Genomic DNA, 13781 nt, shown 5'->3' with positions numbered 1-13781 from the left:
TTTAATTTGTGATGCTAGAAAAAATTTACTAATTCAATAATTTGTTTTATAATTATTTTAAACGTATGTTCGTAATAAAGAGAGGGAAAATGAATAAAAAATTTAATCAAGAAGAATTCGACCAGATTCTTGATAATTTTTTTAAAACTTATCAAGATCGGGGCATGAAAAAATGGCAGGGTTTCTTTTTAAGTGATCATACAGCAACTATGAATAAAGACAATCGGCAACGTTCAATTATTTATCATAAAAAAGAGCCGATGACGGTAGAAGAAGTTAGTAAAATTTTAATGAATGCTTATGCTAACCATCGCCAAGTTTCAGTTCAACTTAAGGAACTTGATATTGAGGGGAAAGTACAACCAGATATTGTCGGTTTCGTACAAGGGTATCAGATAGATGAAATAGTAATTTCTGGTATTTGGATTGATTTAAATAATATAAATAATGTTGCTTTTTCTTAGAAATTTATGGTATATTAAAAAAGGATTAACATCCACTCCTACCTTTTTCGAAAAGACCGCAATTCAATTGCGGTCTTTTTTTGCTTAAATTAAATTGTTGAATTAATATCTGTTTTATTGAAAAAGCTGATAAATGTTTATACATTTTTATGATTTATAAGTATATTTAAGCTTGATAACTAAATTAATTCAAAAAAATTGTGATTTTTCTATGAATATGGTTCTATTTTTAAAAAGTTGTATTAAAATAGTTTATATGTAAATAAAATATTTTAAGGCTTTGTTATAACAAAAATATTTATATAACAAAGTACTAATTTTTAGAAAGGGATAATAATGAAAAATACTAAAAAGAAAAATGGGTTAATTGTGTCAACTACAGTTGTAGGACTAGTTTGTGGTTTAGTATTAACGCAGCAACAAGCAAAGGCTGCAACGGTAGATTCAGCTAATGAGCAAAATAGCACGATTGTTCAGGCACCCAAGGCAGATAAAGCAACTGAGCCCAATACTCTTCCAGCTGAATCTGACTCCCAAGAAAATGCCGATAAAGATGATAATTCACCTGCTAATGTCACGGAAGATAAGCCTGCAGCTACTATTGATAAAGACACTGATTCAAATGTCAGTGCAAGTAATGAAGATGCAAATAAGCAAACTGCAATTGCAAAAGCGGCAACAACTCCAGAAGTAATTGATCAAGGAACATGGGGTACGAGTAAATGGGAGTATAAGCATGAGGGTGACGACTATGTGCTATATCTGCATGCTGGTACATTAGGCGAATCCAAATGGATTAATAGCGATTTTGTATATAACGGGATTCTCAAGTTAAACAGTACTTTTAAAGATCAGTTAACAAAAATTAAGATTGATCAAGGGGTAGTTGCTAATCAGGAATCAGGTGGATTATTTTATGGCTTAAGCAAGTTAACTACAATAGAGGGCTTAAGCAATCTTAATACTGCTAACGTCACAAACATGCGTGATATGTTTGGTGAATGTTCTAGCTTGACCAGTTTAGATTTAAGTCATTTTGACACATCTAAAGTTACAAATATGTATCGCATGTTTGAAGATTGCAGCAATCTATCCGCCTTAGACTTAAGTAGCTTTGATACTGCAAAAGTTACAGACCTTGGATTTGCGATGATGTTTTTTGGCTGTGATAACTTAGCAACTTTGAATATAAGCAGCTTCAATACGGCTAATGCAACAAATATGTATTGCATGTTTTTTGGATGTAAAAATCTGGTCAGTTTGGATTTAAGCCACTTTGACACATCTAATATTACAGATATGGGTAGTATGTTCGATGGTTGTAGCGGTTTAACCAGTTTAGATTTAAGTCATTTTGACACATCTAAGGTTACAGATATGGATGGCATGTTCGATGGTTGCAGCAGTTTACCTAATTTAGATTTAAGTCACTTTGACACATCTAAAGTTACAAATATTTATGACATGTTTTATGGCTGCAAGAGTTTAACTAGTTTAGATTTAAGTCACTTTGACACGTCTAAAGTTACAGATATGTTTGGTACATTCAGCGGCTGTAGCAGTTTAATCAGTTTAGATTTAAGCCACTTTGACACATCTAAAGTTACAGATATGAGATACATGTTCTATGTTTGCAGCAGTTTAACCAGTTTAGATTTAAGCAATTTTAATACTAGCAATGTAAAAAATATGTCAAGAATGTTTGACGGTTGCAATAAACTTAATCACTTAGTGCTGGGTTCTGGAACCAAGTTAACTTCTGACGTTAAACTGCCTGCTGTGCTTGCTGTTAATACCGTTGTTTCCGGTTCTAATCGAATTATAACTGCGCCTTACTGGGTGGCAACTAGCGGTTATGAACAAGGTAAGCGTTATACATCAGATGAGTTAATGTCATTAACCGGCCGTGATCAAGTTACAACCTATGACTGGGTTACGCAAACAGTAGCGGCTAACACAACGCAAACTAAGGCAGTAACGCGCTTGATTGTCGTTCATCAGCCAGATGGCTCAACTAAGACAGATGCGCAAACGGTAATGATTACTAGACCTGTAATAATTAAGCCAAATGGTTCAATTTCATGGGGCAATTGGACGACAGCACAATGGACAGCACATGAAGTACCCGCTTTTGCTGGTTATAATCCAAGCGTTAAAGAAATACCTGCCCAAACAGTTACTAGTCAGACTGGTGATCAGGCAATTGATATATACTATGACCCAATTGAACAAACAATCACGGTGCAATATGTCGATGCTAGTGGCAAAGTCGTTGGTACGCAGGAGATAACTGGCTACACCGGCGATACATTGACGCCTAACTATCATGCGCCAGCTGGCTATGAACTAGCCGCAGCACCACAGCCAAGTATTAAAGTTGACGGTTCAGGAAAGCAAGTTATCAAAGTTTCGGTTAATCCTAAGTCAGTTCAAAATACGGAGCTGAAGACTATTACTAGAACAATTAATGTCCACCAACCTGATGGCAGCATTAAAACTTATAATCAGGTGGCGGTTATCAGACGAACTGTAAGCCTAGACCAAATAACGGGCGAAAAGACCTATGGCAGTTGGCACAATGACAGCTGGGACGAATTCAAGGTACCAGCAATCACTGGTTATACGCCAAGTCAGGCAACAGTAACCGGTCAAGAAGTAACAGCAAATAGTGAAAATGAACAAGTGGAAATATACTATTCTGCAAATAAGTGAAGTTAAATATTCATAATTAATATAGAACAAGTGAATGGTACTGTGAAGACTAACCATCTGCATGGTACCATTTATTTTATTTATACAAGTATTTATTTTACTTTTTAGTGTTTACATAACACAAAATAAGATAAATTAATTATTATTACGTATATTAAGAAAGAGAAAATAATGAAAAATACTAAAAAGAAAAACGGGTTAATTGTGTCAACGACAGTGGTAGGACTAGTTTGCGGATTAGCATTGACGCAGCAACAAGCCAAAGCTGCGACGGTAGATCCAGCTAATGATCAAAGCGGCACGATTGTTCAGGCACCCAAGGCAGATAAAGCAACTGAGCAAAATACTATTCCAGCAGATGTCAATTCTAACGATAAAACGACTGCAGATGACAGTTCAACTGCTAATGTTACTGACGATAAGCCTGCAGATAACACTGATAAGGACGCTGGTTCAAATGTCAGTGCAGGTAACGAAGATGCAAATAAGCAAACTGCAATTGCAAAAGCGGCAACAACTCCAGAAGTAATTGATCAAGGAACATGGGGTACTAGTAAATGGGAGTATAAGCATGAGGGTGACGACTATGTGCTGTATTTACATGCTGGTACATTAGGTGAATCCAAATGGATTAATAGCGATTTTGTATATAACGGGATTCTCCAGTTAAACAGTACTTTTAAAGATCAGTTAACAAAAATTAAGATTGATCAAGGGGTAGTGGCTAATCAGGAATCAGGTGGGTTATTTTATGGCTTAAGCAAGCTAACTACAATAGAAGGCCTAAGCAATCTTGATACTGCTAACGTCACAAACATGCGTGATATGTTTGGTGAATGTTCTAGCTTGACAAGTTTAGATTTAAGTCATTTTGACACATCTAAAGTTACAAATATGTATCGCATGTTTGAAGATTGCAGTAGTCTATCTGCCTTAGACTTAAGTAGCTTTGATACTGCAAAAGTTACAGACTATGGATTTTCGATGATGTTTTTTGGCTGTGGTAACTTAGCAACTCTGAATATAAGCAGCTTCAATACGTCTAATGCAACAGATATGCGTAGAATGTTTATGGGATGCAAAAGCCTAGTTAGTTTAGATTTAAGTCATTTCGACACATCTAAGGTTACAGACATGTTTGGTGTGTTCAGAGATTGTAGTAGCTTAATCAGTTTAGATTTAAGTCACTTTGATACATCTAAAGTTACAGATATGTATGGTATGTTCGATGGTTGTAGCAGTTTAACCAGCTTGGATTTAAGTCAGTTTGATACTAGCAATGTAGTAGATATGTCATGGATGTTTGAAGGCTGCAATAGTTTAACCAGTTTGGATTTAAGCCATTTTGATACGTCTAATGTTACAAATTTGGGTTACATGTTTGCCGATTGTTCAAAATTAACAGGTTTAAATCTAAGCAACTTTAATACTGCTAGTGTTACAAAAATGAATAATTTATTCGATGATTGTAGCAGTCTAACAAATTTGGATTTAGGTAATTTTAATACTAGTAATGTAAAAGATATGTCATGGATGTTTTATAACTGCAATGGTTTGACCAGTTTAGATTTAAGCCACTTTGATACATCTAAAGTTACAGATATGAGCTACATGTTCTATGGTTGCAGCAGTTTAACCAGTTTGGATTTAAGTCACTTTGACACATCTAAAGTTACAAATATGTATGGCCTGTTCGGCAGCTGTAGCAGTTTAATCAGTTTAGATCTAAGTCACTTTGACATAGTCAATGTTACAGACATGAGATATATGTTTAGTTATTGCAATAAGCTTAATCATTTAGTACTTGGCTCTGAAACTAAGTTTACTTCCGATGCGATGCTACCAGAGAATGCCAATCCAAAGATCAAATGGGTGGCAACTACGGGCTATAACCAGGGTCAAAAGTATACCTCAGCTGAGTTAATGGCAATTACTGACCGTGATCAAGTAACTACGTATGATTGGAGTAAAGAAAAGTCCTTGGTTAAGTCTTCAACTGAAAGTAAAACCATTACCAGGACAATTAACGTTCACCAGCCAGACGGTAAATTAAAGAATGATCGCCAGGCAGCTACGATTAGCCGTAAAGTTGATTTGTACGATGATGGCTCAACTGTCTATGGTGACTGGTCAACGGCACAATGGGCTGCTTACGAAGTACCTGTTTTTAAGGACTATGAAGCAAGCATTAAGGAAATTCCGGCGCAAACTGTAACTGCTGAAACAAAGGATCAAACAATTGATATTACCTATGGTCCGGCTAAGTATACCGCAACAATTCAATATATTGACAAGGGTAAGGTTGTTGGCACGCAACAAATTACTGGAATTGCCGGCGAAAAGATTAAGCCAAATTATCAGGCACCAGCAGGCTACGAAGTAGTTTGCCCGCCAGCAACAATTACGATTAACAAGTCAGACAAGCAAATTATTAACGTTAATGTTAAACACCAAATGATGAAGACAAATGAATTAAAATCGATTACTAGAACAATAAACATTCACAAGCCGGATGGCACGATACAGACATTTAATCAAGAAGCGATTTTAAGCCGGCCAGTAACAGAAGACTTAGTTACTGGTCAAAGGACATACGGCTTTTGGAGCAATGGCAGATGGGACAAGATTCAGATTCCTAGAATTAAGGGTTACACAGCCAGCAGCACATTTGTACCAGCCAAGACAGTAACGGCAACTACGCAAGCTGAAACAGTAGACGTTTACTATAAATAATTAATGAAATCAAGGAAAAACCATGAAAAATAATAAGAAAAAAGGATTAATTGTTTCTTCAACAGTAGTGGGATTAGTTTGCGGATTAGCATTAACGCAGCAACAAGCAAAGGCTGCAACAGTAGATTCAGCTAATGGGCAAAGCAGTACTGTTAATACGACACAGAACATTAGCAGTTCTGATACCAGCAACAATCAGCCTACAAGTGATGCACATCAAGATAATACTCAGTCGGCTACAAACGAAAAGCAAAACAAACCTAGTAATGCGGGCAATGCAGATAATAATGTAAACGATTCTGTTAACCAAATTACAAAAACAAAGAACGTTGCAACCAAAGCTGCTGAACCGGAAATGATCAACCAAGGAACTTGGGGTACTTGCAAGTGGGAGTATCAACATGATGGTGATGACTATGTTCTCCACATTCATAAAGGAACACTTGAAATAAATCGGTTTAGCAGTGCTGAGATTATTGATACTGAAATTGATCATCAAATTATTGATAGTAAAATAACTAAAATAATTATTGACCCAACGGTCACTGTCGCAGCAAACTCTGGTCCATCATTATTTTCTGATTTAACTCATTTAAAAACCATAGAAGGCTTAACCAATTTAGACACTTCGCAGATGACTAATACGGAAGCAATGTTTTCTAATTGTAGTAGTTTAACGGAAATAGACCTAAGTCATTTTGATACTTCGAACGTGTATACAATGGCGTCGATGTTTGAAGGGTGTACAAATTTAAGAAGTGTAACTAATTTAGATATATTGGGTGTTGGTTTTGTTCCTAATATGTTTCAAAACTGCTCGAGCCTAACCACTTTAACTTTGGCTGGTTCAAAATATAGTGTACGGGAAATGCAATCTATGTTTAGCGGGTGTACCAGTTTAGTCAATTTAGATCTGAGTGCAGTTAAATCGGATAATACCAGTGCAATTTCAATGTTTCAGGATTGTACCAAACTCGCAAGTCTAGATATCAGACAGCTTAAGATTGGCAATGGAAGCCATATTTTTGAAAATTGCGTTAGTCTGAATCATTTAGTTCTTGCCCCAGTTACTGAAAGTAGAAGCTATCAAGGATGGTCACTTCCAAATGTGCCAGCAGTAGGGACACCTGTTCCAGGTACTAATAAGAAAGTAACGGCTCCATACTGGGCGGCAACTAGTGGTTTTGATCAAGGTAAGCAGTATACATCAGAGGAGTTAGGGAATATAGGTGTTCATGATCAAGTTACTACTTATGATTGGGTTGCTGCTGTACCAGTTGTTGAAACCTCAACTGAGTCAAAGGCTGTTAGCCGTTTAATTAATATTCATCAACCTGATGGAACCGTAAAATCAGATACGCAGACGGCAATTATTAACCGCACAGTTACCGTTTATGATGATGGTTCAGTTGATTACGGCAAATGGTCCAGTTCACAATGGGATGCATATCAAATACCGGTTTTTGCTGGTTATGGAGCTAATCTGGAAGAAATTCCAGCAGGAATAGTTAATGGTCAAACAGTTGATCAAACGGTAGATGTCTACTACACGCCAGTTAAGCACATTATCACTATTCAATACATCGATAGCGGTAAGGTTGTTGCTACTCAAGAGGTAGCCGGATACCCAGGTAATAAGGTTATGCCTGATTATCAAATTCCAAACGGTTATGAAGTAATTTCCCCGCTTCCAACGACGATCACTGTTAATAAATCAGGAAAGCAGATAATCAAGGTTCCTCTCAGACACCAACTGAATAAAACCAGTGAATTGAAAACATTGACACGAACAATCAACATTCATCAACCAAATGGTAGCGTTCAGACTTATAGTCAAGTCGCAGTTCTAAATCGTCCGGTAACTGAAGATCGTGTTACTGGACAAAAGATTTATGGTGCTTGGAATACGGCTCGCTGGAGCAAGTTTATCGTTCCAACACTTACAGGATATATACCAAGTAGTGCCAACGTAGCTGCAAAAGCAGTGACTAGTGCAAGCAAAAATGAGCGTGTTGACATTTACTATAAAAAGGCAAAATAAGGAAAAACCATGAAAAATAACAAGAAAAAAGGATTAATTGTTTCTTCAACAGTAGTCGGATTAGTTTGCGGATTAGCATTAACGCAGCAACAAGCAAAAGCCGCAACAGTAGATTCGGCTAATGAGCAAAGCAGTACGATTGTTCAAGCACCCAAGGCAGATAAAGAAGTTCGGTTGAGCACTCTTTCAGCAAATGTTAACTCTAATGATAAAACGAATGCAGATGACAGTTCGACTGCTAATACAATTGAAAATCAGCCTACAGCTACCAATGGTAAAGACACTGATTTAAATGTTAGTGCAAGTAATGAAGAAGCAAATAAGCAAACTCCAACTACAAAAGCGGCAACAACTCCAGAATTAATTGACCAAGGTATTGAAGGCACAAGTAAATGGGAGTTTAAAAAAGAAAGTAATGACTATGTTCTATATATACATGAAGGAGCAATTTACGATATACCAAGCCGCGATAATAGAATAACTAAAATTGTAATTGATCCAGGTGTAAAAAGTGACAGCACACTTCAATTTGGTTATCTTGAAAACCTAACTACTATTGAAGGATTATCTAATATCGATACTTCAAAATGGACTTATATGTCTGGAATGTTTCAGGGTTGTAAAAGCCTGACTAGTTTAGATTTGAGTCATTTTGACACTTCAAACGTTACAACTATTTCGCAAATGTTTGCTGGCTGTTCTAGTTTAAAAAGCCTAGATTTAAGCAATTTTAATACTAGCAATTTTGTCAACTTACAGTGGATGTTTCAAAATTGCACGAGTTTAGAAAACTTAAATTTAAGCGGTTGGGTTTTACCTAACGCAGGTGATATGCAATACATGTTTTCGGGATGTTCAAGTCTGAAGACTTTAGACTTAAGTAGCCTTAAGGCGCCAAATGCTTTCTATTTAAATAATTTATTTGATGGTTGTACTAGTTTAACCAGTCTGGACTTAAGAAATCTGAAAATTAGAGATTCATATATTCCTATGAACAATATGTTTTTAGACTGTAAGAACTTAAATCACTTAGTCCTTGGAACAAAGGTATTGTTTCCACAACAGGCTGAAATGGGATTACCAGATGTTCCAGCTGTGGGAACGTTGGTACCAGGCACTAATAAAAAAGTAACCGCTCCATATTGGGTGGTAACTAGTGGCTATGAGCAGGGCAAACAGTATACTTCTGATGAATTAATGAAAATGGAAAGTCGCGATGCAATAACGACTTACGACTGGGTTGCTGCTGCACCAGTTGCAGAAACCTCAACTGAGTCAAAAGCTGTTAGTCGTCTAATTAATATTCATCAACCTGATGATACTACGAAAGCGATAACTCAAACAGCCATGATTAAACGACAAGTAAATACAAACGAAGATGGCTCGATTGATTATGGTGCTTGGTCAACAGCAACCTGGGAGGCATATGATGTACCGGTTTTTGCTGGCTATTCAGCAAGTTCAAAGCAAATTCCTGCGGCTGTTGTTGATGGGCAAACGCAAGATCAGGTAGTTGATATTTTTTACGAACCAGTTGAGCAAACTATCACTGTGCAATATTTGGATAATGGCAAGGTCGTAGGTACACAACAGCTTACTGGCTATGTTGGTGAAACGATCACGCCAAATTACCATGTTCCTGCAGGCTACGAATTAGCTGCTTCGCCTCAGCCAACCATCAAGGTTGATGCAACGGGCAAGCAAGTAATTAAAGTTAATGTTAACCATAAACTGGTTCAAAGTACTGAAATCAAAACTTTCACACGAACAATTAATGTTCATCAGCCAGATGGCACGATTAAGACAATTAACCAAGTGGCCGTTGTTCGCCGGACGGTAACAATTGATCAAGCCACCGGTAAGAGAACTACGGGCTCATGGCATACAGATATTTGGGAAAAATATCGTTTACCACAAATTGCGGGATATACACCAACTAAGAGTATTATTCCAACTAAGGTAATTAACGCCAATAGTCAAAATGAACGAGTTGACGTTTACTATAAGGCTAACAAGTAATATTTTTTAAAGCAAAAGAGGACTCCGTTAATGCGGAATCCTCTTTTTGTTTAGCCAAATTTAGACTTGGTTTAGGGTTAATTCACCATGGTCATATCTGTTACGGGTCTGCGAGTATTCAAACGGTAGACCATTATCTAAAAAGCAAATTTGCTCAACTTCAAAAACGGGGTCGGTCTGATCACATTTCAAATACAACTGATCGTAGGCGTCAGGCTTATCGGCGCGAAAAGTGCGATTGGCCTTGCCAATTTTTAAATGCAACTTGCCTTCAATATAGCTATAAATCGATTGTTCAAGCACTGCCATTGTGATACCAGGAATGACCTTGACAGGCATAATTGTATATTCCAGTCTAACAGGAAAATTGTTTAACAAACGTTGCCGAATGATGTCATAGACAGGATCACTAAGACCAATTTTTAAATAAGATGCTTCTTTCTCAGTCGGCTCACGGGTAGCAAAGGAAATAATGTTGCTCGTTAAGAATTCGGTGTTTTTAATTCTCTCGGTAAAGCCGACATGTTCGTTAGCATTATCTTTTTTAGCAATTTCCATTTCTTTTTCAGTCAAAATGAGTGTGCCATGACCCCGGATAGGTTGCACGATCCCCTTATATTGCAAGAACCTAAGTGACTTAATAATCGTTACTTTACTGGTTTGGTAAATATCGGCGAGTTGATCTATATGAGGGAGTTTCTTTTGGTATTTATGCGTTAGAATATCCTGCTCAATATGGTTAGCGATTTTAACATAAAGTGGTTTAGCTGACATAAGTGTTCCTCTTAAATTGTAAGTAAACAAATAGCTTTACTTACATCTTGGCAAAGATTTACTTCAAGTGCAAGATGAAATAACATTAATTCTGAAAGCGCTTTTAATAAAAGAAAGAAGAAAACAAATGACAAAATTTTTCTGGGGTAATTCAACTTCAAGTATGCAGACCGAAGGTGGCTGGAATGAAGGCGGTAAGAGCTTATCCGTTTATGACATTCGTAAGCCCGGCGAGCATACAAGTGATTGGCATTTTGCTAACGATAACTACCATCATTTCACCGAGGACTTTGACTATCTGCAAGATTTAGGCATGAACATGTATCGGTTCCAAGTCTCTTGGTCACGGGTAATTAAAGACGGCGATGGTGCAGTTAATGAGGAGGGGTTAAAGTATTACGACAAGCTAGTGGATGCACTGCTTGAACGCAACATTGAGCCAATGATCTGCTTATATCATTTTGATATGCCACTTCATTTAGCTCAAAAGTATAACGGCTTTGTTAATAAGCAGGTCTGTGATGCCTTTATCCGCTACGGCAAGATTATCGTTGATCATTTTGCTGACCGAGTTAAATACTGGATCACTTTTAATGAACAAAATCTTTACCATACTTCCGAAGCCTTTAAGATCGCAGGTTATCTAAAGGGTGAAAAAACGTTAAGTGAGCTTTATCAAATTGCGCATAATGTCATGTATTGTCATGCCGCAATTGCCAATTATCTTCATGAAAACACGGACGCTAAGATTGGCGGCATGCTAGCCTATAACCAAGTTTACGGTGCAACCGCGAATCCGCAGGATGCTTTTGCGGCACACCAGATTGACGAGTTTTTAAATTATGACTTGCTCGATGTGTTCAGCTATGGGAAGCACTCCGCTGCTGTATTAGCCTTTATCAAAAATCATCACTTGCAGCTTGCCGTGACTGATAAGGAAAAAGAAACGATTGCAGCAGTTAAAAGCGACTTTTTAAGTTTTAGCTATTATGCTTCCAGCACAATTGATGCAAGCAAGATTCCGGCCGACACAGCACCAAATCAATATTTAGAATTTGGCCGTAAGCTTAATCCCGTTTTGCAAACAAGTGAATGGGGTTGGCAGATTGATCCGCTTGGTTTTCGTGATGTTTTAAATAAAATCTATCAGCGTTATCACTTGCCAGTGTTTCCCATAGAGAATGGCATTGGCGTGCGTGAAGAATGGGATGGTAAAACGCCGATTCAAGATGACTACCGGATTGATTATCATCGCAGTCACATTAAGGCTATGCAGGCAGCCATCAAAGAAGATGGCGTTGATGTAATTGGCTATTTAGGCTGGGGCCTGATTGACATTTTAAGCTCGCAAGGTGACATGGACAAACGTTATGGCGTTGTGTATGTCAATCGAACTAATCATGATCTCCGTGATATGAAGCGGGTACCCAAGAAAAGTTATTATTGGCTGAAAAAGGTAATTCGGTCTAATGGCCGTGATTTATCTTGATTTTTGGAGGAATTCGATATGAATGATTCGACTAGTACACAGGCTCATCCAAAGCTGCAACGATTTTTGGATAAATTTACCGACATATCGGTTAAGATAGGTAATCAGGTGCATTTGCGCTCATTACGGGATGCATTTGCGACGTTAATGCCGATGTTTATTTTGGCTGGGATTGCCGTCTTTTTCAACAACGTATTATTTACTTGGCTCTTAAAAGGAGCAATGTTAGCAAAATTTCAGGTTTTTGGAACAGCACTAACAAACGGTACGCTAAATGTTGCCAGTATTTTAATAGCGCCAATGATTGCCTTTTATTTAGCTAAAAACAAATCATACGAAAACCCAATTTCAGCGGCGGCTGTTGCGTTATCCGCGGTTTTCATTATGCTGGCAATTCATGTTAGCATTACGCCAGAAGGGGCAAAAAAAGCAATTGACGTTACTGGAGCTGTCTTATACTCGCAGGTTGGTACGACGGGGATGTTTGCTGGTATAATTATTGGTCTGCTTGCAACCGAAATTTATTTAAGGCTATCCAAAATTAAAGCATTAAAGATTAATTTAGGTGATCAGGTACCACCAGCAGTTGGTCAAAGCTTTTCCGTTCTTCTACCATCACTGATAACTTTGAGTATATTTGGAATTACTGCCGCTATTTTAGCCGCTTTTAACGTTGATTTGGTAACCTTGATTTCGCGGCTAATCCAAGAGCCTTTAAGAAAGGTTAATACTTCTCTTCCAGGGTTTTTACTAATTTATTCGACGGGCAACTTCTTATATACACTAGGTATTCACCAAACAGTTATTAACGGATCATTGCTAGATCCATTAAATTTAGTAAATATGAATGAAAATACCGCTGCAGTTTCAGCAGGCCGGCCAGCTACGCATATTATTAATACGGATTTTGTTACAGTTTATTCTCAAATGGGTGGAACTGGTTTGACAATTGCGTTAATTATAGCCGTTTTACTAGTATCACATTATCAGCCTTATAAAGACGTGGTTAAGTTAGCCATCGTTCCTGGTATTTTTGAAATAAACGAGCCAATTATTTTTGGCTTTCCAATTGTCTTTAACATCCCAATGATTATTCCATTCGTCTTGAGCCCAGTAATTGGGTCATTAATTGGATACTTTGCAACAGCCATTGGCTTTGTTAAGCCACTAGCCTATATGGTCCCTTGGACAACGCCACCAATCTTAAGTGGTATTCTATCTAGTGGTGGCGATTGGAAAGTGGTTTTAGTACAAATTATTATCTTGGCTGTTTGTACACTATTTTATATTCCGTTTATCAAGATTTCGGAGCGCGTGGCAATGAAACAAGCAGAACTAAATAATGCTCAATAAGTATTATTAATAATGATAGTTTCTAAATTATATTAGATTTAGAAACTATTTTTTTATTTCTTTCTTAAAGTCTTATGGCTGGAATAGTATCGAAAAGATTTGCGGACTTAGTTGACACTATGTACGACATTTTTTATTTATTAATAAAATTCATTAATGAATTTGTAGGATAAATGTTACAATAGTAAGAACTATT

At 37.2% G+C, this 13781-nt stretch carries 8 protein-coding genes; 7 read left to right on the top strand and 1 reads right to left on the bottom strand.

What is annotated here, in order from left to right; all coding sequences use genetic code 11:
* The first annotated feature begins 89 nt into the window (after nucleotides 1-89).
* The 5 genes from GYM71_RS07660 (at nucleotide 90) to GYM71_RS07640 (ending at nucleotide 9969) form a co-directional block, all read left to right on the top strand.
* Nucleotides 90-464 carry a hypothetical protein gene (locus GYM71_RS07660; RefSeq protein WP_220220034.1) on the top strand — a complete coding sequence of 125 codons (375 nt, stop codon included), beginning with the start codon at nucleotides 90-92 and terminating at the stop codon, nucleotides 462-464.
* A 336-nt stretch (nucleotides 465-800) separates the two neighbouring features.
* Nucleotides 801-3176, top strand: coding sequence for a BspA family leucine-rich repeat surface protein (locus GYM71_RS07655; RefSeq protein ID WP_220220033.1), 2376 nt, complete (start codon nucleotides 801-803; stop codon nucleotides 3174-3176).
* A 171-nt stretch (nucleotides 3177-3347) separates the two neighbouring features.
* Complete coding sequence (locus GYM71_RS07650; protein WP_220220032.1) at nucleotides 3348-5909, top strand: BspA family leucine-rich repeat surface protein; 2562 nt, start codon at nucleotides 3348-3350, stop codon at nucleotides 5907-5909.
* A 22-nt stretch (nucleotides 5910-5931) separates the two neighbouring features.
* Nucleotides 5932-7950: a mucin-binding protein gene (locus GYM71_RS07645; RefSeq protein ID WP_220220031.1), complete on the top strand. Its 2019-nt coding sequence runs from the start codon at nucleotides 5932-5934 to the stop codon at nucleotides 7948-7950.
* Between the two features lie 9 nt (nucleotides 7951-7959).
* Complete coding sequence (locus GYM71_RS07640; RefSeq protein ID WP_220220030.1) at nucleotides 7960-9969, top strand: BspA family leucine-rich repeat surface protein; 2010 nt, start codon at nucleotides 7960-7962, stop codon at nucleotides 9967-9969.
* A 60-nt stretch (nucleotides 9970-10029) separates the two neighbouring features.
* On the opposite strand, the gene GYM71_RS07635 is transcribed toward GYM71_RS07640, so the two are convergent.
* Nucleotides 10030-10743, bottom strand: coding sequence for a GntR family transcriptional regulator (locus tag GYM71_RS07635; protein ID WP_220220029.1), 714 nt, complete (start codon nucleotides 10741-10743; stop codon nucleotides 10030-10032).
* A gap of 127 nt (nucleotides 10744-10870) precedes the next feature.
* Between GYM71_RS07635 and GYM71_RS07630 the strand changes: the two genes are divergently transcribed.
* Together GYM71_RS07630 and GYM71_RS07625 are read left to right on the top strand one after the other, a co-directional pair.
* Nucleotides 10871-12232: a glycoside hydrolase family 1 protein gene (locus GYM71_RS07630; RefSeq protein WP_220220028.1), complete on the top strand. Its 1362-nt coding sequence runs from the start codon at nucleotides 10871-10873 to the stop codon at nucleotides 12230-12232.
* 18 nt (nucleotides 12233-12250) lie between these two features.
* Nucleotides 12251-13585 (top strand): PTS sugar transporter subunit IIC, encoded by a 1335-nt coding sequence (locus GYM71_RS07625; protein ID WP_220220027.1) that lies wholly within the window; start codon nucleotides 12251-12253, stop codon nucleotides 13583-13585.
* The last annotated feature ends 196 nt before the right edge of the window (nucleotides 13586-13781 follow it).

Origin of the sequence: Lactobacillus panisapium, from assembly GCF_019469265.1 — a bacterium.
Lineage (GTDB): Bacteria > Bacillota > Bacilli > Lactobacillales > Lactobacillaceae > Lactobacillus > Lactobacillus panisapium.
The sequence above is the reverse complement of the archived record's forward strand: the minus strand, read 5'-3'. Positions and strand labels throughout refer to the sequence as shown.